At 42.3% G+C, this 23,570-nt stretch carries 21 protein-coding genes; 8 read left to right on the top strand and 13 right to left on the bottom strand.

The window, feature by feature from the left end; translation table 11 throughout:
• The first annotated feature begins 245 nt into the window (after nucleotides 1-245).
• A complete protein-coding gene (glgP, locus tag AACS98_RS03935; RefSeq protein WP_066376611.1) occupies nucleotides 246-2,810 on the top strand; it encodes an alpha-glucan family phosphorylase in 2,565 nt (854 codons plus the stop codon).
• Nucleotides 2,811-2,896: 86 nt separating this feature from the next.
• Here glgP and AACS98_RS03930 read toward each other — a convergent pair whose 3' ends face one another.
• From AACS98_RS03930 to AACS98_RS03885, 10 genes are all read right to left on the bottom strand, one after another.
• Nucleotides 2,897-3,670, bottom strand: coding sequence for a DUF429 domain-containing protein (locus AACS98_RS03930; protein WP_066376610.1), 774 nt, complete (start codon nucleotides 3,668-3,670; stop codon nucleotides 2,897-2,899).
• Nucleotides 3,671-3,763: 93 nt separating this feature from the next.
• On the bottom strand, nucleotides 3,764-4,714 hold the full coding sequence (gene pip / locus AACS98_RS03925) for a prolyl aminopeptidase (protein WP_066376609.1): 951 nt from the start codon (nucleotides 4,712-4,714) through the stop codon (nucleotides 3,764-3,766).
• A gap of 166 nt (nucleotides 4,715-4,880) precedes the next feature.
• Nucleotides 4,881-6,446: a B12-binding domain-containing radical SAM protein gene (locus AACS98_RS03920; protein WP_066376607.1), complete on the bottom strand. Its 1,566-nt coding sequence runs from the start codon at nucleotides 6,444-6,446 to the stop codon at nucleotides 4,881-4,883.
• Nucleotides 6,447-6,571: 125 nt separating this feature from the next.
• Nucleotides 6,572-7,105 (bottom strand): rhodanese-like domain-containing protein, encoded by a 534-nt coding sequence (locus AACS98_RS03915; protein ID WP_066376606.1) that lies wholly within the window; start codon nucleotides 7,103-7,105, stop codon nucleotides 6,572-6,574.
• 111 nt (nucleotides 7,106-7,216) lie between these two features.
• A complete protein-coding gene (locus AACS98_RS03910) occupies nucleotides 7,217-7,477 on the bottom strand; it encodes a hypothetical protein (RefSeq protein ID WP_066376605.1) in 261 nt (86 codons plus the stop codon).
• A 16-nt stretch (nucleotides 7,478-7,493) separates the two neighbouring features.
• Nucleotides 7,494-8,366 carry a CoB--CoM heterodisulfide reductase iron-sulfur subunit B family protein gene (locus AACS98_RS03905; RefSeq protein WP_066376604.1) on the bottom strand — a complete coding sequence of 291 codons (873 nt, stop codon included), beginning with the start codon at nucleotides 8,364-8,366 and terminating at the stop codon, nucleotides 7,494-7,496.
• Nucleotides 8,363-8,944: a 4Fe-4S dicluster domain-containing protein gene (locus AACS98_RS03900; RefSeq protein WP_066376603.1), complete on the bottom strand. Its 582-nt coding sequence runs from the start codon at nucleotides 8,942-8,944 to the stop codon at nucleotides 8,363-8,365. The genes AACS98_RS03905 and AACS98_RS03900 overlap by 4 nt, the downstream gene beginning before the upstream one ends.
• Before the next feature lie 11 nt (nucleotides 8,945-8,955).
• Complete coding sequence (locus AACS98_RS03895; RefSeq protein ID WP_066376601.1) at nucleotides 8,956-10,020, bottom strand: FAD-dependent oxidoreductase; 1,065 nt, start codon at nucleotides 10,018-10,020, stop codon at nucleotides 8,956-8,958.
• Nucleotides 10,021-10,097: 77 nt separating this feature from the next.
• Nucleotides 10,098-11,144, bottom strand: coding sequence for a heterodisulfide reductase-related iron-sulfur binding cluster (locus tag AACS98_RS03890; protein ID WP_066376599.1), 1,047 nt, complete (start codon nucleotides 11,142-11,144; stop codon nucleotides 10,098-10,100).
• Between the two features lie 19 nt (nucleotides 11,145-11,163).
• A complete protein-coding gene (locus AACS98_RS03885) occupies nucleotides 11,164-11,862 on the bottom strand; it encodes a 4Fe-4S dicluster domain-containing protein (protein ID WP_066376597.1) in 699 nt (232 codons plus the stop codon).
• 290 nt (nucleotides 11,863-12,152) lie between these two features.
• Here AACS98_RS03885 and trpS point away from each other — a divergent pair, with 290 nt between their 5' ends.
• The 3 genes from trpS to AACS98_RS03870 all read left to right on the top strand — a co-directional run bounded on the left by trpS (nucleotide 12,153) and on the right by AACS98_RS03870 (nucleotide 15,237).
• Nucleotides 12,153-13,160, top strand: coding sequence for a tryptophan--tRNA ligase (trpS, locus tag AACS98_RS03880; protein ID WP_066376595.1), 1,008 nt, complete (start codon nucleotides 12,153-12,155; stop codon nucleotides 13,158-13,160).
• Nucleotides 13,161-13,437: 277 nt separating this feature from the next.
• Nucleotides 13,438-14,373, top strand: coding sequence for a methylenetetrahydrofolate reductase (locus AACS98_RS03875; protein ID WP_066376586.1), 936 nt, complete (start codon nucleotides 13,438-13,440; stop codon nucleotides 14,371-14,373).
• A gap of 123 nt (nucleotides 14,374-14,496) precedes the next feature.
• Nucleotides 14,497-15,237: a Uma2 family endonuclease gene (locus AACS98_RS03870; protein WP_066376584.1), complete on the top strand. Its 741-nt coding sequence runs from the start codon at nucleotides 14,497-14,499 to the stop codon at nucleotides 15,235-15,237.
• Between the two features lie 88 nt (nucleotides 15,238-15,325).
• Here AACS98_RS03870 and AACS98_RS03865 read toward each other — a convergent pair whose 3' ends face one another.
• The 3 genes from AACS98_RS03865 to AACS98_RS03855 form a co-directional block, all read right to left on the bottom strand.
• Nucleotides 15,326-16,456 (bottom strand): CO2 hydration protein, encoded by a 1,131-nt coding sequence (locus tag AACS98_RS03865; RefSeq protein WP_066376581.1) that lies wholly within the window; start codon nucleotides 16,454-16,456, stop codon nucleotides 15,326-15,328.
• Nucleotides 16,457-16,569: 113 nt separating this feature from the next.
• Complete coding sequence (locus AACS98_RS03860) at nucleotides 16,570-18,072, bottom strand: NADH-quinone oxidoreductase subunit M (RefSeq protein ID WP_066376578.1); 1,503 nt, start codon at nucleotides 18,070-18,072, stop codon at nucleotides 16,570-16,572.
• A gap of 100 nt (nucleotides 18,073-18,172) precedes the next feature.
• On the bottom strand, nucleotides 18,173-20,029 hold the full coding sequence (locus tag AACS98_RS03855; protein WP_066376576.1) for an NAD(P)H-quinone oxidoreductase subunit F: 1,857 nt from the start codon (nucleotides 20,027-20,029) through the stop codon (nucleotides 18,173-18,175).
• A gap of 657 nt (nucleotides 20,030-20,686) precedes the next feature.
• Here AACS98_RS03855 and AACS98_RS03850 point away from each other — a divergent pair.
• The 4 genes from AACS98_RS03850 to AACS98_RS03835 all read left to right on the top strand — a co-directional run bounded on the left by AACS98_RS03850 (nucleotide 20,687) and on the right by AACS98_RS03835 (nucleotide 23,484).
• Nucleotides 20,687-20,995 carry a carbon dioxide-concentrating mechanism protein CcmK gene (locus tag AACS98_RS03850; protein WP_010995042.1) on the top strand — a complete coding sequence of 103 codons (309 nt, stop codon included), beginning with the start codon at nucleotides 20,687-20,689 and terminating at the stop codon, nucleotides 20,993-20,995.
• An 89-nt stretch (nucleotides 20,996-21,084) separates the two neighbouring features.
• Nucleotides 21,085-21,432, top strand: a complete 348-nt coding sequence (locus AACS98_RS03845; protein ID WP_015111750.1) for a carbon dioxide-concentrating mechanism protein CcmK — start codon at nucleotides 21,085-21,087, stop codon at nucleotides 21,430-21,432.
• 6 nt (nucleotides 21,433-21,438) lie between these two features.
• Entirely contained in the window at nucleotides 21,439-21,741 is a 303-nt protein-coding gene (locus AACS98_RS03840; protein ID WP_066376574.1) for a EutN/CcmL family microcompartment protein, read from the top strand.
• 72 nt (nucleotides 21,742-21,813) lie between these two features.
• On the top strand, nucleotides 21,814-23,484 hold the full coding sequence (locus AACS98_RS03835; protein WP_066376573.1) for a ribulose bisphosphate carboxylase small subunit: 1,671 nt from the start codon (nucleotides 21,814-21,816) through the stop codon (nucleotides 23,482-23,484).
• Nucleotides 23,485-23,570: the final 86 nt, after the last annotated feature.

Here is a 23,570-nt window from a genome sequence, read left to right as displayed (position 1 = left end):
TCCAGCAAAAAAGATTAAATCCCAAATTCTGCCAAAATATTAAAATTTAATAAATAAAAATTTCAGTCTTAGGAGTGATCAGATAATGAAAAACACCCTGAGCATCAACTTTACCAGCATAATTTCTGTATTTTGCCATGCTCCACAAAGTCATGGCAATTTTACAAACATAGTATAAAGAATTGGCAACATTGGGTAAAGACAGTCAACAATAGCCATAGCTAAACTAGGAGCTTTGCTAACCTATGCAGCCAATTCGTACATTCAACGTTTCTCCTTCCCTGCCGCCACGACTCGAACCATTGAGAGGATTGGCGTATAACTTACATTGGGATTGGAATGTTGAGACAAAAGATTTATTTCGCCGTTTAGACCCAGATTTGTGGGAATCTAGTCATCACAATCCAGTCTTGATGCTAGGTACGATTAGTCAAGCCCGGCTTTTGGAAGTCGTGGAAGATGAAGGCTTCCTAGCACAGATGGATCGTGCTGCGCGTCAATTACAAGAATATCTCCAAGAGCGCACTTGGTATCAGAAACAGCGCAGTCAAAAACCAAAGGAATGTTACGCCTATTTTTCGGCGGAATTCGGGCTGGTAGATTGTCTACCCATCTATTCTGGTGGTTTGGGTGTGCTGGCGGGGGATCACCTCAAATCTGCCAGCGACTTGGGTTTACCTCTGGTGGGAGTCGGCTTACTCTACCAGCAAGGCTACTTTGCTCAGTATCTAAATGTGGATGGCTGGCAGCAAGAACGCTACCCGATTAATGATTTTTACAATATGCCCTTGCATCTGGAGCGTAATCCCGACGGTTCAGAATTGCGGATTGCAGTAGACTATCCAGGGCGGAAAGTATACGCGAGAGTTTGGCGCGTACAGGTGGGAACAGTACCCTTGTATATGTTGGACACTAACATTGAACCAAACAATCCCTACGACCACGACATTACAGATCAGCTGTATGGTGGGGATATCGATATGCGTATCCACCAAGAAATTATGTTAGGGATTGGTGGTGTACAGCTATTAAAAGCTTTGGGGTATGAGGTCACAGCTTACCACATGAATGAAGGCCACGCCGCCTTTTCAGCCCTAGAGCGTATCCGTCTGTTAATTAAAGAACAGGGATTAAGCTATACGGAAGCTAGGCAGGTGGTAATTTCCAGCAACATCTTTACCACCCACACCCCAGTACCAGCAGGGATTGACTTGTTCCCTCCCGACAAAATCCTTTACTACCTGGGTTATTATGCAGATATTTTTGGGTTACCCAAAGAACAATTTTTAGGACTGGGGCGAGAGAATACAGGTGATTTATCTGCACCCTTTAGTATGGCAGTGCTGGCTTTAAAAATGGCAACTGCTTCTAATGGTGTGGCGCAGTTGCACGGCGTAGTCTCACGGCAAATGTTCCAAGGTTTGTGGAAAAAAGTACCCGTGGAAGAAGTGCCAATTGCCGCTATTACTAACGGTGTCCACGCCCGCAGTTGTGTTGCTAAATCAACTCAGGAATTATATGATCGCTACTTGGGGCCGAATTGGTCATCTGCACCACCTGATAGCCCATTATGGGAACGGATGGAAGCGATACCCGATGAGGAGTTATGGCGAAATCATGAGCGTTGTCGCTTAGACATGATTTTGTATGTGCGGGAACATCTGGTTAAACATTTACGCGATCGCGGTGCTTCTGCTTCAGATATTGCTCAAGCCCAGGAAGTCCTAGATCCTAATGTTTTAACTATTGGCTTTGCCCGTCGTTTTGCCACTTACAAACGCGCTACCTTGTGGATGCGTGACATTGAACGTATAAAGCGCATTTTGCTAGGTAACAAAAATCGCAAAGTGCAGTTTGTGATTGCGGGTAAGGCACACCCAAAAGACCTTCCTGGTAAAGAACTCATCCGCGAAATTAATCACTTTATCACAGAACAACACTTAGAAAAACATATAGTGTTTGTTCCCAACTACGACATTCATATTTCCCGGTTGATGGTGGCTGGCTGTGATGTCTGGTTAAATACTCCCCGTCGTCCCCGTGAAGCCTCTGGTACTAGCGGGATGAAAGCCGCCATGAATGGACTACCTAATTTAAGTGTCTTAGATGGTTGGTGGGATGAAGCTGATTATGTCCGCACAGGTTGGGCAATTGGTCACGGCGAAAATTATGATGATCCTAATTATCAGGATGAAGTCGAAGCTAATGCTTTGTATGACTTACTAGAAAAAGAAGTTGTACCGTTATTCTATGACCACCGTGATGTCGATGGTTTACCTCGGCGTTGGGTTGCTAAAATGAAAGACGCGATTCAGTTGAATTGTCCGTTTTTCAATACAGCGCGGATGGTGCGAGAATATGCTCAACGGGCTTATTTCCCTGCTAGCGATCGCTATCATACCCTGATAGCTGATAATTATGCTCCAGCTAAGGAATTAGCAGCTTGGAAAGCAAAACTTACTGACCACTGGTTTAATATCAAAATCAAAGATATCGACGTATCCGCAGGTGCAGATATCGAAGTCAATCAAACTGTGGCCGTAAAAGCTAAAGTTGACCTAGCAACTTTAACCAATGATGATGTGCAGGTGGAATTATATCAAGGTGCAATTGATGCCAATGGCGATATCGTCAACGCTGTACCTGTAGTCATGGATTACCAAGGACAGGATACACACGGCTTGAGTATTTACACCGCCAATATCATTTATACCAATTCCGGTTTACAAGGCTTGTCTTTGCGCGTGTTACCTCAACACCCATATCTATCTAGTTCTTATGAACCCCGGTTGATTGCTTGGGCTGAATAGGATGAGGGAGTTATACCAATTCACAATTCGCAATTCGCAATTCGCTATTAAGAAACTTAGATGAGGGAAATTTTCCCCAGAATTCTTTAATTTTGAATTTTGAATTTTGAATTTTGAATTGATTTGTCCCCAGTCCCCAATCCCTTGGGGATGACAATGTAACCTGTAGTGCGATCGCCTAATACTAGGTTACGTTGTGTACCCCAATACCACCAGTAAGCAGCTACATAAGCACAGATTAAGCTATCTAATTTATCTTCTGTAGCTTTGAGTTCTGCACCTGTATAGGGAATCTCCACAGGTAACAAACTACCCACATCTAAAGCAGGTTCATAGGTGGGTAGCATTTCCACAATATATTGATATAGTTTGATTAATTCTAAGCGGCGTTCATTGATACGCCCTTTTTTGTATTTTAGGATGCGTTCTAACCCGAATAAATGCACTATGGCAGGATGGGGAAAGACTTCAATTTGATATCTACCCGGTGTTTGTTGTGTAATTTCCGGTGCATGGGCAAAACCACGGGATTCTAATTCTAAACCAAAGTTAATAGTGCGTTCGGCAAATGGGAGACTTTGGTTAGCGGGGTAACAGCCAGCGTGATATTTTCCAAAGTATGTATGAGTTAGCTTATCAGGAAGACGACTACCTGTAGCGTTAGGGATGAGGGTAGGCGCATCTACGGCGATAAGTGCTGATTCGGTTGGTTTTACGCAGTTATCTATCCAAGCTAAAATGTGAGCGATCGCATCTTTCCGTGCTAAATCAACTAACTCTAATTTTCCCTCTGTTAATTGTAAGTAACACAGCCCACTCGGTTGAGATTTCCAACCCAAATCCACACCTATAAATTTCATTGTTATCAATATAAAATTATTTTGTTTGTAGTGAGGACTTTAGTCCTCCCTATCTTTAAATAAGGACTAAAGTCCTTACTACAAACTATCAACTTACACCCTATCACCAAACCTATCTGTCGCCTCAATCAAAGCACTACGAATTCCCACCTCACTCATCGAGTGTCCCGCATCAGGAACTAGAATAAATTCAGCCTCCGGCCAAGCTCGATGTAATTCCCAAGCTGATATCATTGGGCAAACTACATCATAACGACCTTGAACAATCACCGCCGGAATATGTCGAATGCGGTCAACATTTAATAAGAACTGATTTTCTGGATTTAAAAAACCTTTATTAATAAAATAATGACATTCAATTCTGGCAAAAGCTTCAGCAAATTTATCATCCCCAAAAGTTTGCATTAATTGAGTATCAGGAAATAATTTACTCGTGCTAGCTTCCCAAATTGACCAAGCCCGCGCTGCTGCTTGTCTAATTTGTAAATCTGGGCTAGTTAAACGTTGATAATAAGCTGTGAGTAAATCATCACGTTCATCTACAGGAATTGGTTTGAGATATTCTTCCCAAGCATCAGGAAAAATATAGCTAGCACCTTCTTGATAAAACCATCTTAATTCTTTTTGTCTGAGTAAGAATATACCGCGTAAAATTAACCCTAAACAACGTTCTGGATAAGTTTGACTATAAGCTAATGATAAGGTGCTTCCCCAACTACCACCAAAAACTACCCATTTTTCTATGCCTAAATGTTCTCGCAGTTTTTCAATATCATCAACTAAATGCCAAGTTGTATTTTCTCGTAACTCTGCATGGGGTATACTTTTACCGCAACCACGTTGATCAAACATGATTAACCGCCATTTTTCTGGATGAAAATATTGGCGATAATGTGGCGGACAACCACCACCAGGACCGCCATGCAGCAAAACTATAGGTTTACCTTGGGGGTTTCCTGATTCTTCAAAATGGATTGTGTGTAATTCTGAAACTTGTAATTTACTTTCATTATAAGGTTCAATCAGGGGATAGAGTTCACGCATTTTTATATGTAAATATTTGAGATTAATTTATTACAAAAATTTTGAGGAAGCTGAATAATATTATCATAATTTTTCTTGTGAGGAACAAGATCCCCGACTTCTCTAAGAAGTCGGGGATCTGAAAACAGGTAAGACTGTTATATCTAAAGACATAAAAAGTAAGGAATCAACTCACAGGTGCTAACTGATGAATTGCATCTTCCTGTTTAGACTCCTGCAATATTGCCAATTTCGCTCGTAACTGCGCCCTTACCTCATGACGGTAGCTGAAGAAATGTTCACCTATACCCAAGGTAGTCATGTAATCGTATAATAACCGGGGTTTGGAAAAGGCGATCGCTACCAATTGCCACCAAAACCGCCAGCGTGTAGAACGAACTACACCCTGTCGCCAGCAAATAGCAAAAAACAGACGTATTTCAATCATAGTTACACGACGGTTAGTTTTAGGCCGCCAGCCCGTCATCATCATAAAATGGCGGAAAGTCCGCTTTAAGTAAGGCATTGGCTCATAAATATGCCAAAAACCCTCAATATACTCTTCCGTAATTTCCTCTACGGGACGAGTTGGTACAAAGTTCATAATTGCACCTTGATGAACAGTTCCTAACCCATCAACCAGCCGCCCTTCCTGCTGTAAGCGATTCCAAAGAGCAGTATTTTGTAACGCTTGCAGTAAGCTAAAATGCCCTTGAGGAATGCCAGTTTCCTCAATAAAATCCCTAATTCTTTGACCTGCACCTGAACGCTCATTATCAAAGCCCATAATAAAACCAGACATAATTTGTAATCCTGCCTTGGTGATTTTATGGCAAGATTCTATTAAGTCTTTACGTGTATTCTGGACTTTATGAATACCCAAAAGACTATCTGTGTCTGGGGTTTCGATGCCCATAAAGACCATCGTAAAACCAGCTTTCACCATCAACTCAATTAATTCGTCGTCCTCGGCTAAATTTAGTGATGCTTCTGTCACTAAAGTAAAGGGGTAATTATGTTCCTCCATCCACGGGATGAGTGCTTTTAAAAATACTTTGGCATTACGTTTGTTACCGATAAAATTGTCATCCACCACAAACACATACCTTCGCCAACCCAAATCATAGAGAGTTTGAAATTCTCTCAGCATTTGTTCTGGTGTTTTGGTGCGGGGTTTGCGTCCATACAAATTGATGATGTCGCAAAACTCGCATTGAAACGGACACCCACGGGAAAATTGTACAGTGATTGCTAAATAAGCATCTAAATCCAGTAAATCAAATCGAGCAATAGGCGTTTGGGTAACATCTGGTTTTTCTGGAGAACGAAAAATTCCCCGTTCCTCTCCCCCTGCTAAAGCTGATAAAAACATGGGGATAGTACATTCACCCTCATCCAAAATTAAATAATGCGCCCCTGCTTCCAAAGCAAATTCTGGGACTGACGTAGGGAAAGGCCCTCCTACAGCTACCTTTTTACCTAACGCAACTCCCTTTTTGATCAACTCCCAAAAGTCCTGTTTTTGGATAATCATTGCAGAGATGATTACCAAATCGCACCATTCCCAGTCTGCATCAGTTTCTAAACGTACATTGCGGTCTATCAATCTAATTTCCCAATCACTAGGTAACATCGCCGCCACTGTAATTAAACCCAATGGGGGATTCGTAGAGTGTAAACCTGCTAAATCAAGGGTTTCCTGGTAAGACCAGAAAGAATTGGGCATTATTGGCCAGAGTAGTAAGGCTTTCATAAAGCACACACCCCGGAATTCAAAAACATTACCTCCTAAGTTAATGTAAGTTTTTCAACGGGATATTAAGATTTGTTGTGATGTGTGAAAGCCTAGAGACTGAAACTAGCGTTGCTGAGTTGCAATTAGCTGGAGGAAGTATTTAAAGTTTGACCTGCTGCTTTCCAACCATTGATACTTGGGGGAAAACCTCGCACATTGTCATAACCCAACAAACGTAAAGACATCACAGCCATTGCTGAACGATAACCAGATGTGCAGTATACAACCACAGACTGATTTTGGGGAATTTGGTCAAGGTTTTGCGTTAGTCTTGGCAGAGGAATATTAATTGCATTACCAATATGTCCGGTGGCATACTCAGAAGGTTCTCTGACATCAATCAAAAGAATATTTTCCTCCCTGAGTAACCGTTGCAATTCTTCTACATTACCCACGGTGTAATAGCCTTTAGGGATGGAAGTGAGATAATGATTAACTGCCGTTTTTAGGTCTGAATCTGAATTAACCACGGTTGTATTTTTGGTAACTGGGGTAGATAAGTTTTGATTCAATGACTGGGAAAATGCTAATGCTGACTGGTTATAGGCGAAACCAAAAAGAATATAGACAAATATCCCTAATCCTAATAAACTTGCCAGAATTTTTTGATGTTTCATGGTCTAGATTTTAATAGTATTTCGTGATGGTAACTAAGAAAAAAAATTCCCACTATATTCTAGACCATAAAAATAATCTGCTCGTCAACTCAAAGCATGAATATGTAAGTTTTAGTTGGGGATTTTAGCGGCTACTTCTGCTTTGGCTTCAGTGACAAGTTCTTTACTACTTTCATAGACAAGGATGCCGCCTTTGATGGTTTGCTTGGCGATTGATTTACCAACTTTTTTGACTGCTGGTAGCAGAATTGGTAAAAGAATGAAGCCAGTAGCACTGACAAGCAATAATTTTGTCATGCCTGGAAATGGACAGTAATTGCCAAACAGAGGATTTCTCGTGACTGCCTTGCTCAATTGATATTCCCATTTCATAATTTATCTCTCCTACTTAGTCAGATACATTCAATTTCTGCAAAACCGACTTGGTAGAAATTATGTGCTTATTTAAGCCTAATTTTCTGGGTGCAATACCAAAAGCCAGTCCAATTAACTCCGTAATGTAGATAATGGGTAAACCATAGCTAACATTGTATTTCTTCTCGATATCTGGTTGTTTAATTTCTAAATTTGTAGCACACAAAGGACAAGCCAAAACTATACAATCAGCCCCCAGAGATTGAGCCTCATCTAATAGTCTCTTAGTCAGTTCTAAGGCGACATCTTCTTTGGGGATGACTACAGACCCGCCACAACATTTGGTTTTTGAGCGAAAATCAACCACCTCAGCCTCACACTTTTGAGCTAATTTATCCATTGACATGGGGAAAGTAGGAGAGTCCCACCCAGTAATGTCTGCTGGTCGAGTCAAGAGACAACCATAATAACAAGCCACTTTCAAATTCTTCAGAGGCTTTTTGATGTGGCTGGAAATATCAACATCATTAACCAACACATCAACTACATTCCTGACTCTAATATTGGAGTCGGAAACGGATATACCCATTTCTGAGAGAATCGAGGTGATTTTTTGTCTTTCTGTATCCTTTTCTAATGCCTGTGCTGCCTTCGCTGATTTGTTATAACAACCAGAACAAGATGCTAACAAATCCAGATTTTGCTTTTGTGCCAAAGCGACATTTCGCGCCGCCAAAGCCATACCCACATCATGGGAAACTGCGCCAGCTACAGAACCGCCACAACATGACCAGTCATGCAAATCCTCAAGTTCAATTCCCAGTTCCCGCATCACAACTTTGGTGGAGATATCAAACTCTTTGGCTGTTGTATGCAGACTACATCCAGGATAGTAAGAAAATTTCATTGTTCGACCGCCTTTGATAATGCTGCGCTAAATTGTTTGGGGTCTTTGACTTGAGCCGGAAATGGGGATATTTTGCCCCGTAAAGCTAATTTGATGCCTAATTGCGCTTGTTCCAGCACGGCGGACATACCGCCATACTCTTGCATTAATTCCGGTTCAAACAGGATGCCGCGTTTCTTGATTAATTCCACAAATATTTGATTAAATCTCACAGAGTCATTTTTGATACCTTCCCGAATGGCGATCGCCTTCACTGCTTCCATCACATCCGACGGTCGCACCCCACGCGGACATCGGGTAGTACAAATTTGACAAGATGTACACAACCACAAAGCCTGACTTTGCAGCACCTTTTCCCACTCACCCCTCTGAATCATCAGTACCAAACTGCGTGGTAAAATATCCATCCGGTCAGCATTGGTACAGCCACCGCTACAAGTACCACACTGCATACAACTAGCGATCGCAGCATACTCACCACCCTCCGCCAGAACCTGCTTGAGAAACTCGTGGTTCATTTTGTCACCATCAACCTGACGGTCTACCTTCAGACCAAAGAAACATTTTTTTCCTGCCATTGCTTGATACCTTAATGAAGTGAAGTAGCAATTTCCGCCACTACCGAGCCACCATTGAGAGAATCTACTGATTGACTAGCTAAAAAAGCTGCAATTTCCGCCGCCGCCGACCGTCCATCAGTAATAGATTCCACAATTGCTTTTGGCCCTGTAGCTGTCCCCGCCAGAAAAATACCTTCTCTGGGGGAGGAATTATTGGAATATTGCATATTAGCAGTGACATAGAAACGGTCTGCACCAACCTTTAACCCCGCCACCTGTGATAATTCCGTATTGGCACACATCCCCACCATTAACACCAACATATCCACACTCAACCGCATCGGTCTAGCTGTTAAGGTATCTTCCAGTCTTAACAATAAGCTGCTGTCAGTTTTCTCATTCGCCTCAGACAACCGACCACGAATAAACTGAATACCATAATCTTCCTGAGAAGTGCGATAAAGTTCCTCATAACCGCGACCAAACACCCGAATATCCATATAGAGGCAATAAATCTCACAATTAGGAATCTGCTGTTTAAGTTCAATTGCCACCTTAATTGTGTTCGTACAACAGACTCTAGAACAGTAATTATTATTGACCTTCTCATCCCTAGAACCCACACAGTGAATCATCGCCACCTTTTGCGGCGTTTTACCAGATGCCGTCTTCACAGTGTGATGTTTCAACATAGCATCTAGCTCAATTGAGGTAATAGAATTATCGTAGATGCCATAACCATATTCTTCCTTCAAAGCAGCATCAAACGGCTTAAATCCCGTCGCCACCAAAATCGCAACTGCATCTATGATTTCACCAGTCGAAGTTGTCACTTGAAAATTGGGTGCTGACCCAGCAATCTCCGTCACTGTACAATCAGTTAAAATCTTAGTCTTGTTGAGATTCCCCTTTAAATTACTAATAATTTCCGTAGCATCAGTAAAATCAGGAAACACCTTATACCAATTCTTAACATGACCCCCAATAGCGGCTGCCTTCTCAATTAAAACCACCTCATAACCAAAATCCTGCAATCTCCCCGCCGCCGCCATCCCAGCAACACCGCCCCCAATCACTACAACATTTTTACCCATAACTTTCACCTCTAAACTCTCTTACTCTCTGCGCCTGGAGCGTGACAAAATCCAAAACCATGCAACACCGCAGACGATTAAAATGGCCTCCTACGCTCCTGTGCCGTTTTACTCTTGTCATAAGGAATACCAATCTTCTCCAACAAAGGCTCAATCGGGACAGCCTTAGCATTCAATCCACAATCCTTAAATGGGTCATAACCCAACAACAACCCAGTCAATTGAGCATAGTCAAGAATACTGACATTAAACTCTTCTTCCAAAACTTCCTTAATAGTTCCTTGTTCAGCATCAAGAAACACAGTACACCCCGGACAGTTAGTCAAGATTAAATTACAGTCTGGATGCGCTTCCTTCAAACTGACTAATTTTTTGTAAACACTACTGGCGGTATAGTCTCTGTTTTCTGGGAAAGCACACTGACGAAAACCCATACCACAGCAATGTCTGCGTTCGGGATAATCCACAATCTCAGCACCAAAGGCTTCTAGTAGCCCTACTAACACTTGCGGGAACTCAGCCCCACCCATAGCCTCACCTGGGAAAATCTTCCCGTAGTGACATCCAACATGGTCTGTAGCTTTGATTCCCTTCAGGCTGTACTTAGCTTTTGCCGCTAATTTATGCCGATTCGCAAAGAAAACATCGGAAGCATGAACCACAGAAGGTCTACCCCCAGAAACATGAGGAATCCAAAATTCTCGTCCGGTAGTTTCCTTCAAAGTCTTTTCGGTATACTCTCTTAACTCTGGTTCTTCTTCCCAAAGTTTAATCACTTCCGTATAGTTAGCAAAGGAAGTAACGCAAAATGAGAAGAGATTATCTACACCCAGTTCGTGATGAGCAACAGAAAAATTTCTTGCCGCCATTACCATCTGCGTTTCCAGGTTGGACACATCCCCGTGATAGCCAATAGCACCACAGGAGGTATGTCCGGCAGCTTCCCGCAGTTCCATACCTAAATCGTTTTTCAAGATTTTATAAGCAATACCTTCTGTGTAGGGGGCAGCACTCTGAAGAAAACAACTGCGAAAACATCCCCACAACTTACCACCTTCATCATCTACAGATGGCACAGCTTTTTGGTGTCTTTCCCAAGCCTGATTTTTTCCTGCCAGTTTCATTATTTTTCACCCTATATAGTTATTTCAGTTCGTAATTTCTGCTGTCGCCGGTTTCTAGCCAGTTTTGCCAATATTTATCTACTTCAGCCTTACTACCCAGTTTCTTTTCCATGCCTTGTTCCACTGCATCCATTAAAGAAACTGCACCAGTTTTTTGATAAATTGCCCGTACTTCTTCCATGTCTGTTTCTGGAATCATCCGGTGCGAACCTGCGCTATTTTCCAGATTCATCGGTACATCCCACCATTCCCGCATCTGTTGCATATTGTCGTAATAGTATTCCCAGTTGTCACCGAGTTCGGGGAAGTGGGAAGGCGCGATATTCTCCGCCAGCAAGGTATAACCTCGTTTGAGCATATTTTCCCCAAACAGCCGCTTGGCGATTAATTGCTGTCTGCCTTTTTCCGACTCGGCGAAGTAACCGTACCTAATCGACAGTCGGCGTAAGGCAAGAATGACGGAGGCTGCGCTGTTACCTCTAGGACACCGGGTTTTACAAGAAAAACACTGTCCGCAATACCAAATTTTGTCTGACTTGAGTAATTCCTCAATCAGTTCATCATCTTCCGACTGCACCAGATTCATCACTTCTCTAGGAGAGTAATCGCTAAACTCCGCCGCCGGACATACCGCAGTACATACACCACAATTTAAACAGGCATTCATCCCATGCTGATACAAGATATCTTTCTTCAGCTCGTTAAATAATTTGCCCATACATAAAACCTCGTCATTCCACTTTCTGAATGACATCCCTCTGAATGTTTTTCCATTATATAACTATATAGTAATATTATCAATCATATTAAGGAAACTTTTGTGATTTTTCTTAAAATTGTCTGAGGGATTGGATATTGGGCAAAATTCTCGTTTACACCCCTATTCCTGACTCTAGAATTTGGACTACCGATTTTCAAGTCAGTTACCCTGGAAAATGTCAAAATGAAAGGTGTTTTGCCATTGCCACTTTACACGGTGGGCATTTGAGATTAATAAACTGGTAATTTATGGGTAAGCAGCGTGTTCTTTCTGGAGTTCAACCAACTGGTAATTTACACTTGGGTAACTACTTAGGCGCGATTCGCAACTGGGTGGAAATTCAGGAACAGTATGATAATTTCTTTTGTGTCGTAGATTTACACGCGATTACAGTACCGCATAATCCAGCGACATTGGCAGCAGATAGTTATACAATTGCTGCACTTTATTTAGCCTGTGGTATTGATTTAAAATATTCCAACATCTTTATTCAATCCCATGTCTCAGCCCACAGTGAACTTGCTTGGTTACTCAACTGCATCACACCCTTGAATTGGCTGCAAGACATGATTCAGTTTAAAGAGAAAGCAGTCAAGCAAGGCGAAAATGTGGGTGCTGGCTTGTTAATTTATCCTGTGCTGATGGCGGCTGATATTTTGCTATACCAAGCAGATAAAGTGCCAGTGGGTGAAGACCAAAAACAACACTTAGAGCTAACACGGGATATTGTCAATAGATTTAATCATCAATTTGCTAAGGATCAGCCTGTGTTGAAACTTCCCGATCCTTTAATTCGTAAGGAAGGCGCGAGGGTAATGAGTTTGACAGATGGGACACGCAAAATGTCAAAATCTGATCCTTCAGAGTTAAGCCGGATTAATCTTTTAGATCCACCAGACCAAATTGCGAATAAGATTAAACGTTGTAAAACCGACCCAGTGCGGGGTTTAACTTTTGACGACCCAGAACGCCCAGAGTGTAACAACTTGCTAACATTATATATGTTGTTGTCTGGCAAGACTAAGGAAGAAGTAGCGACTGAGTGTCAAGATATGGGCTGGGGACAATTTAAGCCATTGTTGACAGAAACAGCGATTAATGCTTTGAAACCCATTCAAGAGAAATATCAGCAAATCATGGACGACAAAGGCTATTTAGAGTCTGTGTTGCGTGATGGTCGCGAAAAAGCCGAAGCCATAGCCAACCAAACTTTAAGAGACGTAAAAGCAGCTTTAGGCTATTCGATGCCTTTATGACTGCTGAATGTTGACTGTTGATTGTTGAGTGTCTTGTAGGGTGCGTCAGACTGCTTAAATAATGTCAATAAACAGATTGTTGATATCTGACGCACCCTACTATTATGCCAGTTGCGTAAGTCCTGTTGTTGATTGTTGAGTGGGGAGTGTTGAGTAAGCAATTCTTGAATTTTGAATTTTGAATTTTGAATTTTGAATTGATTAGTCCCCATTCCCCAATGTTTCCCTTTAAGGTGTGATTCATAATACCCTTAAAGAGAAACCACTTATAAACGTTATGGAACATCACCATAGCTGTAGCTATAGCACATTGAACAATTTTCGTAAAGCCGCGCAAGCGGGAGAATTCTTAGTTACCGCCGAGGTAGCACCACCGAAAGGGGTAAATCCAGCACACATGATTGAAATGGCGGCGACCCTTAAGGGGAGGGTTCATGCTGTCAATGTTACCGATGGTAGCCGTGCTGTGTTGCGGATGTCTTCGTTGGTAGCGTCAGTGATTTTGTTGCAACATGGGATTGAACCAATTTGTCAGATTGCTTGCCGCGATCGCAACCGTATTGGTTTACAAGCTGACCTCATGGGGGCGCACGCGCTAGGTATTCGTAATATCTTAGCTTTAACTGGCGACCCAGTAAAAGCAGGTGATCACCCTAAAGCCAAAGCAGTGTTTGATTTAGAAGCTGTGCGACTGTTACAACTGATTCGCAAAATGAATCAAGGTGTCGATAGCAACGATAACCCTTTAACAGATGGCGCAACAGATTTATTTGCAGGTGCAGCCGTAGACCCACAAAGTACCAGTTGGTCAGGTTTGCAAAGTCGCTTTGAACGTAAAATTGAAGCGGGAGCGCAGTTTTTTCAAAGTCAGTTAATAACTGATTTTGAAAGACTAGATAAGTTCATGGACAAGATAGCATCTGCCCATAATAAACCGATTTTAGCAGGAATTTTTCTGTTGAAATCAGCGAAAAATGCTCAATTTATTAATCGCATGGTTCCTGGTGTCAATATTCCTGACCATATCATTGATAGGTTAGCGAAAGCCAAACACCCCCTACAGGAAGGCGTGAAAATTGCCGCCGAACAAGTGCAAATTGCTAGGCAATTGTGTCATGGTGTCCATGTCATGGCGGTGAAGCGGGAAGATTTGATTCCGCAAATTTTAGATTTGGCTGGTGTTGCGCCAGTTCATCAGGTGGTTGTGAAATAGTTTCAGCAAGCCATTTATGAGTTGACAGGGGAGTGGGTAAGCTAGCAAAACCCTAGGTATAGCCCTCCTCCCCTTTGATTGTTAAACTAAAAAAACAACCCTTATCCCTGCAAAGGTAGCTTTATGACCTCTGCAAATCCAGTCACCGACCTCACCCCATTTCCCGACCATACGCAACTACCAGAGTCCGATGGTACATTTGTGTTCGCGAAGCGTGCCGGAGGCAAAAACTTTCAGGAACATCCGCAAAGCATTCTACTTACTGACTCGATTAAACCGATATTGCAACAACGCCATCCCGATGGGCAATATTGTATAGGTCAAGATAGCGGAATCTACTGGCGCATGACTGAACCGCCAGAAAAAGGCGCAGCAGCACCCGACTGGTTTTATGTCCCGAATGTACCACCGTTGTTAGATGGACAAACCCGTAGGTCTTACGTGTTATGGCGCGAGTTTATTGCCCCGTTGATTGTTTTAGAATTTGTCTCTGGGGATGGTAGTGAGGAACGAGACAAAACTCCTTGGAAGGGTAAATTTTGGATCTATGAGCAAGTAATTCGTCCGCCCTTCTATGGTATTTATGAAGTCAATAAAGCTAGTGTAGAAGTTTATCACCTGATTGAAGGACAGTATCAACTCTTACCCGCAAATGAACGGGGACATTATGCCATACATCCTTTAGGTGTTGAGTTAGGTATCTGGCAGGGAGAATATCAGAATATGCAATTACCCTGGTTACGTTGGTGGGATTTACAGGGTAATTTGTTATTAACTGGTGAGGAAAGAGCCGAACAGGAACGCCAACGGGCTGAACGCCTCATGGCTCAATTGCGATCGCTCGGTGTTGAACCAGAAGTATAATGATTTTCCGTTCACTGTTGACTGTTCATCGTTAACTGTTAACTGTCAACAGTCAACAATTATAGGATATTTTTTGACTTGAAGCCCCTTAACTGTTAACATCAGCCAATCGTGATGTTGTAAATCTATCCATCCATTTTTCCAGATAAACTAGGTTAGCATTCTGCTCAGATGGGTCTTCTGTATCCACAGGATGAGGCATTAAGCCTAAAATTGCGGCTGTAGTCACACAAAACATCGATTTTTGGAACGTTATACAAATCTGCACCCGCAAATCATCTTCACCTCTGGGACTGCGGCGATAAACTTCATGCAGATACTCTGGTAAATAATGGCGCATATCCTGCATTAACAATGTAGGCGGAATACCAGCACCACCAATCGGTAAAGGATCAGCGTATAATGCCCCATACTGGAATCGCGCTTGATCCGGTGGAATTTGATAAGCTTGGGCATTGTAGGAAACTGTTCCTAAAAATGGAGTCCCTCTAAAGAAAACTGCTTCTACATAAGGTACTGCGGTATCTGCTAAAAAAGTCAACCCTAAACTTTTAGGAATAATTTCATAAACTGTTTTGTTAATTTTCACAGAATAAGTAATTGGCTTTAACGCATCCGCTACCAATCCGGCTTTAATATGGTCTACAACTTGCGGAATGGTTTGAATTTCACCTCGATCATAGCGGTCTGATAAATTAAGGAAAATATCAGCCATCACTCGCCAAAATTGTCCTAAACCACTGTAATAAGAAGACACCCGTAACTGTTCGATTAAAAAGTCGGGAAATAGTTGATTTAATCCCAATATTAAGGGATTATTTACAAATTGCGCTTTGATAACTGCTTGCGCTATTTCTTGAAATTCTTTAGTATCTAAATAAGCATCTAAACCGCCTCCACCATGCCACATCATGGATTTCATACAGTATTCGGCGTATTCAAAATTGATTCTGTCGTGCCACCAATGGCTAAATAATTTGTTTAAACTTATTTCCCCATTAAAATATTTAAAAAATGGGAAAAATACTAAAAATTGATTTTCTGCTATATAAATTAAATTCTTAGAATAAGCATCTAAAACTACGCCGTAGCTTTTGAGAATCCCCACCACTTCTAAGACATTCTCTGGACTGTCTGCTAATAAAGCCTGTCCAGCTTTTAGACGTTCGATATATTCGGCTAATGGATGATTATTCTGTTTGTTTTTAATTGTTACCATTGTCAATTCTCCAAAATAGTAAAAATATAGTTTTTAATAATGTTTAGTAATTGATCATTGGTAATCGTGGGTTGTTTCCCATGATCAATTACCAATTTTCAAATACATGATATTTAGCTTTTGCTTTTGGGTTTATCTAGAGAGACAGTTGCAATTGGATTTTCTACATTTACCATAGCTGTCAGGGTGGGTTCAGTCCAACGTACTAACCAAGTGGGTTGGATACCGAAAATCACAATTAGCATAGCTAAGATAATTGCAGGTGCGCGATCGCTCCAGTAAACTCTAGGTAGGTTAATCACTGGCTCAGACAACCGCCCAAAAAAGGCACGATTAAGCAGAATTAAAAAGTAAACCGCCGTTAATCCAGTGCCAATCATGGATATCAGAGTCTGTACTGGAAAAACTGCAAAACTTCCCCGAAATACAATGAATTCCGAGATAAAGCCGACCATTCCCGGAGTTCCAGCACTAGCCATCACTCCTAGTACCATTAAACTACCAATCACAGGCAACCCTCTTTCTGGGTTTAGGAGTCCACGAATTACATTTAAATCACGACTACCAGCTTTTTTATACACAACTCCCACTAATAAAAACATCAGGGCAGAAATCAAACCGTGGCTAATCATTTGCATGACTGCGCCCAAGGTGCTTAATGGTGTAGCGGCGGCGGCGGCTAGTAAGACATAGCCCATGTGTCCGATTGAACTATAGGCTACCATTTTCTTCATATCAGTTTGAGCGATCGCACAAGATGAACCATACAATACACTCACCACAGCCCAAACTGCTAACCAAGGAGCTAAATACCCCCAAGCTTCCGGTAACAAGTTCATCCCAAACCGCAATAAGCCATAAGTTCCCAACTTCAACAACACACCCGCCAGTAGCACAGATATCGGTGTAGAAGCTTCAACGTGAGCATCTGGTAGCCAAGTGTGCAAGGGAACTAAAGGCATTTTGATGCCAAAACCAATTAAAATTCCCCCCAGCAGTAACAACTGTGTTGCTAAGGGTAGCGATTTAGCGTTTATCGATGCTAAGGCAAAACTACCAGCATCACTCAACCACACCAAGCCGAGGAAACTAGCTAAAATCAATATCCCAGAAACAGCAGTGTAAATCAGAAATTTTGTAGCTGCATAACCCCGTCTAGCACCGCCCCAAATGGCTATCAACAGATACAGGGGAATCAATTCTAACTCGTAAAACAAGAAGAATAGCAATAAATCCTGGGCGAGAAATGCACCATTCACTCCAGCACTTAAAATCAGAATCAAAGAGTAATAAAATCGCGGGCGTTGCAGAGATTCATCACTGCTATAGATGGCTATGGCAGTCAATAACCCATTTAACACGAGCAATGGCAAAGATAAGCCATCTACACCTAGATTATAATTTAATCCCAAGACATCTATCCAGGGTAGAAACTCTGTAAACTGTTGACTAACTTCCCCTGGATTGAATTGGCTAGCGAGTACCACCGACCACACACAAGTGAAACTCGCCACCCCCAAAGCTAGACTACGGGAAAATTTCCCATTCACACCAGCAGGTAATAAACCAACTAATAGCGCACCCAATAAAGGGGCAAAAATTAAAGCACTTAGCATAAGCAAACATGAGCAAGGGGACTAGGGACTAGGGACTGGGGACTGGAAGGGACTGGGGAAATAAGATAATTCTTCACTCAGCACTCACCACTCAGCACTATCAAAAAGGCAATTGATCTAGTAAGCCTAATGACCAGGCGATGAAAAATCCCAAAGCACTGATAACTGCTAGGATGGTTAACATATAAGCTTGGGATTGACCAGAAACGCTGTAACGTAAGCTTTGTCCGCTAAATATGGCTGCAAATCCGACTAAGTTAACTAAACCATCAACTAAATAGCGATCGCTCCAAGCGGAAATTTTCGATAACATGGCTACAGCACTAACTACGGTGAGGCGATAAATCCGGTCAATATAAAAGTCGTAACCCAATAAATCTTGTACCATCCGCCAAGCCATCATGTTTGACCTAGACCAAGCTTTGTGCAGATGAATAATTGACCCGATAACTACACCAGTGACAGTAGAAGACACCAACACTAAAACCACATACCAATCAATACTTTCCCAAGTTGGTAGTAAGTACCATTGCTGTAACATTAAGGGTAGTAGTAAAGTCAGAATTGTGAGTGTCACCATTGGGAAAGCCATCGGCCAGCCTACTTCCGGGGCGCGACGGGTTTTTTGTTGTGGTTGACCCCAAAATACTAATCTAAATACCCTGGTCAAGTTTAAGGCGGTTAAGCCGTTGACTATGGTTAAAATGGCAATTACCCAAGGGGTGACTCGGACTAAACCATCAGCCCAGGCTAGCATTGCCCAAAAGCTACCCAGTGGTAAAAGTGTGACCATTCCAGCTGCACCGACAACAAAAGCGGTGGTAGTTGCTGGCATTTTCGACCATAAACCGCCCATTTCGGTCATGTTTTGGCTGTGGGTGGTAAAAATGACAGAGCCAGAACTCATAAATAATAATGCTTTAGCGATCGCATGAGTCAGCAGCAACATCAAAGCTACTCCTCCTTGCTCTAATCCCACCGCTAAAAACACCAAACCCATATATGCGCTTGTCGAATGGGATAGAGCGCGCTTAATATCGGTTTGTGCGAGAGAAACTAAACTAGCTCCCACTGCTGTGACGCTACCGATAATGATTAAAGCATTCAATACAAATGGCGATATTACCAAGATTGGCTGCAATTTATACAACACATACGCCCCACCAGCTACCACCAAGGAGTTCCGCATCACAGAAGCTGGGTTCGGGCCTTCCATTGCTTCATCTAACCACAAATGTAAGGGAAATTGAGCGCATTTACCAGCCGGGCCAGCAATCAAACCCAAACACAACAACGCCGCCGTCAAGGAATTTAACTGTGCTGTTTGTGTCCATTCATATAAATCAGAAAAGTTTAAACTACCTGCTATAGTGGCAAGCGTCACCACAGCCATCAACAGCAACAAGTCTCCCACGCGCTTAGTCAAAAAAGCATCTCTGGCGGCTGTAACTACCAAAGGTTGAGCATACCAAAAACCCACCAACAAATAAGTAGAAAGGGTCAGCACTTCCAACAATGCGTAGCTGAGAAACAAGGAATCACTAATGGCTAGACCACTTAATGCGGCTTCAAAAAATCCAATTAGCCCGAAAAAACGAGCTAAAGACCAGTCTTTTTCCATGTACCCCAGGGCATAAATTTGAGCCAGTAGACTCAGCCCGGTGATTAATACTGTCGCCCCAATACTGACTGGTGAAAGTTCCAAGGCAAAAGATAAATTTAAATCCGCAGCTTGTAACCAAGTTACGACTAAATTCTCTTGTTCTCTGTTCCAGATATCTTTAAATACCAATAGGCTATGCAAAAAAGCCAAAAGGGTCGTCAACAAGTTGAGGTAGGCCGCAGGTCTTGGCCCTGTCCGGCGAATTATTCCTATTGCCCACGGCAATGTTAAAAGTGCGCCTAGCAAGCTATATAAAGGGACACACCAACTCGTTGCAAATAGAAATTGATTCATTTAGATTTCCCTTGATGACTCAGCCTTAATCTTTTTTAAACTCTTACAATAATCATTTATTAAAAATAATCACTTTTGCCAAAAACTACGCTTTTTTTAACTTTCTTAATTTTTCAAGTTTAATGCCTATGTTTTACTTAGTTAGCTTTAGTAACCTTTAATTAAACACAGGCGTTTAACTCAAAAACATTCGTTCTGATTACATCTATATCTTTGGCAAAAATGTATGTTACGGTTTTCTACAAATAAATTTATATGACTTATAAGAAAAAGTTATATATTGTTTAGACACTTTTGGTTTCAAATAGAAGATTGAGGAAAGACAGAGACAGCAAAAGCTACAGCCTGTTACTATTCCCCCCAGACATAATTTGTCTTGGTTATCAATATTTGTCTATGAATGTCATAAAAAAATTATAAAGCATAAGTGGTTGCTCTAGAAATCAATGAACTTTGATTGCCCAGAACACAAGTACAAAATTTTGTTAAGTTTTTTTAAACTTTTTAATTATAAACTATTATACTAATTTATATTGCCAGAGATGCCAAGCTTTCCTATGCTTAGTTTGGAAGTGTTTTTGTAGCTCAAGATGAGCTTCCCCGTCCAAAATTTCACACCACAATACTGATTGGATTAATTTTTGTAGGAGTTCTGGGATGCCAATTGCAGTTGGAATGATTGAAACTAAGGGATTTCCCGCAGTAGTAGAAGCAGCAGACGCGATGGTGAAAGCTGCGCGCGTAACTTTGGTAGGATATGAAAAAATTGGTAGTGCAAGAGTTACAGTAATTGTGCGGGGAGATGTATCTGAGGTACAAGCCTCAGTAGCAGCTGGGATTGAAGCAGCCAGAAGAGTGAATGGTGGTGAAGTTGTCTCAACACACATCATTGCTCGTCCCCACGAAAACTTAGAATACGTCTTACCGATTCGTTACACAGAAGCTGTGGAACAATTCCGTACCTAAAAGCTGATTAAAAAAAAGTAATTAACGGGGTTGCCTTCTTGAGCATCACTTAAGTCCAGGGCGAGAAATTTGATCAAGGAAACAAACGGATGTCAATTGCAGTTGGAATGGTAGAAACGCTGGGCTTTCCAGCAGTAGTAGAAGCAGCAGACGCGATGGTAAAAGCTGCGCGAGTCACCTTAGTAGGCTACGAAAAAATTGGTAGTGGTCGGGTGACAGTAATTGTTAGAGGAGATGTGTCTGAAGTTCAAGCTTCAGTAGCAGCAGGTGTGGAATCTGTCAAGCGGGTTAACGGTGGACAAGTATTGTCTACTCATATCATTGCTCGTCCTCATGAGAACTTGGAATATGTTCTCCCAATTCGATATACAGAAGACGTAGAACAATTCCGGGAAAATGTGAATGCAATTCGTCCCTTTGGTGGTAGAAGACCGTAATTCATAATGCAAATTGCCAAAGTTCGTGGCACAGTAGTTAGCACACAGAAAGATCCTAGTCTTCGAGGTGTGAAGCTACTTTTGTTGCAATTAGTAGATGAAGAAGGAAACCTCCTGCAACAGTATGAGGTAGCAGCAGATAGCGTTGGTGCAGGAGTAGATGAGTGGGTACTAATTAGTCGTGGTAGTGCTGCTCGTCAAGTGCTGGGTAATGAACAGCGTCCATTAGATGCAGCAGTAGTGGCGATAATTGATACTATTCACCTGGAAGATCGTCTCATTTACAGCAAAAAAGACCAATATAGGTAGTCATTAGTCAATAGTCAAGGTCTATAGACTATGGACTCCAGATAATAAGCTTAATTTAGGAGGAATCTCGCAATGGCAGTCCGCAGCACGGCGGCACCCCCAACCCCGTGGTCGAGAAATTTAGCAGAAGCCAAAATCCATGAGACCGCATTTGTACATTCTTTTTCCAACATTATTGGGGATGTTCGGATAGGTGCAAATGTCATTATTGCTCCAGGAACTTCCATCAGAGCCGATGAAGGTACACCTTTTCATATTGGAGAAAATACCAATATTCAAGATGGTGTAGTTATTCATGGGTTAGAGCAAGGGCGAGTAATGGGCGATGACGGCCTAGAATACTCGGTTTGGGTGGGTAAAAATGCTTCTATTACCCACATGGCATTGATTCATGGGCCGGCTTATGTTGGGGATAATTCATTTATTGGTTTTCGCTCGACGGTATTTAATGCCAGAGTAGGAGCAGGCTGCATCGTGATGATGCACGCTTTAATTAAGGATGTAGAAGTTCCCCCTGGTAAGTATGTTCCTTCAGGAGCGATCATTACTACCCAAAAGCAAGCTGATCGCTTGCCAGATGTGCAACCCCAAGACAAGGATTTTGCACATCATGTTATTGGCATTAATCAAGCATTGCGGACTGGATATCTTTGTGCTGCGGATAGCAAGTGTATTTCTCCGCTTCTCAATGAACAAGTTAAATCTTATACAACTAATAAAGTTAATGGGTTAGAAAGGAGTAGTGAAGTGGCAAGCAGCTTGGGTGCAGAAACCATAGATCAGGTACGCTATCTATTAGACCAAGGGTATAAAATTGGTACAGAACACGTAGATCAAAGAAGATTCCGCACAGGTGCGTGGACTAGCTGCCAACCAATTGAAGCCAGATCCGTAGGCGAAGCGGTGGCAGCGTTGGAATCTTGTTTGACAGACCACAGTGGCGAGTATGTGCGGTTGTTTGGTATTGACCCCAAAGGTAAACGTCGGGTACTAGAAACTATTATTCAACGTCCCGATGGTGTAGTGGGAGGTGCGACCGGCTTCAAAGCTCCTGCTAGTCAGACAAATGGCAGTTACAACAACGGTAATGGTGCCAGCTACAGTAGTAACGGCTCTGGTAGTGGTAAACTCTCGGCAGAAACTGTACAACAAATTAGCCAACTGCTAGCAAGTGGTTACAAAATTGGTACAGAACACGTAGATGAGCGGCGTTTCCGCACTGGTTCATGGAATAGCTGCAAGCCCATCGAAGCAACTTCTACTAATGCCGTTGTCTCAGCTTTGGAAGAATGTATGGACAGTCACCAGGGCGAATACGTGCGGTTGATTGGGATTGACACCAAAGCTAAACGCCGTGTCCTAGAATCGATTATCCAAAGACCGAACGGCCAAGTAGTCTCCTCTGGCAATGGCCACAGAACGGTTGCTAGTGCGCCAACGGCAACAGCTAGCGCAACAGCTAGCGCAACAGCTACCGCTACCCGTTTAAGTGGGGAAGTAGTAGATCAAATCCGGCAAATCTTGGCTGGTGGGTATAAACTAAGCTTAGAACACGTAGACCAGCGACGTTTCCGTACAGGCTCTTGGAATAGTTGCGGGACAATTGCGGCTAATTCCGAAAGGGAGGCGATCGCGGCTGTAGAATCTGCCTTAGCGGAATATGCCGGCGAATACGTGCGGTTAATTGGCATCGACCCCAAAGCCAAACGTCGGGTACTGGAAAGCATTATTCAGCGTCCATAGTAGAAGGTAGTAGGGAATAGGGAATAGGGAGTAGGGGAGATTTTTCCCCAAAATTCTTGAATTTTGAAGTTTGAATTGATTTATGC

Source organism: Anabaena sp. CA = ATCC 33047, assembly GCF_963870205.1.
Lineage (GTDB): Bacteria > Cyanobacteriota > Cyanobacteriia > Cyanobacteriales > Nostocaceae > Trichormus.
This window is presented reverse-complemented; position numbering and strand designations above follow the sequence as displayed.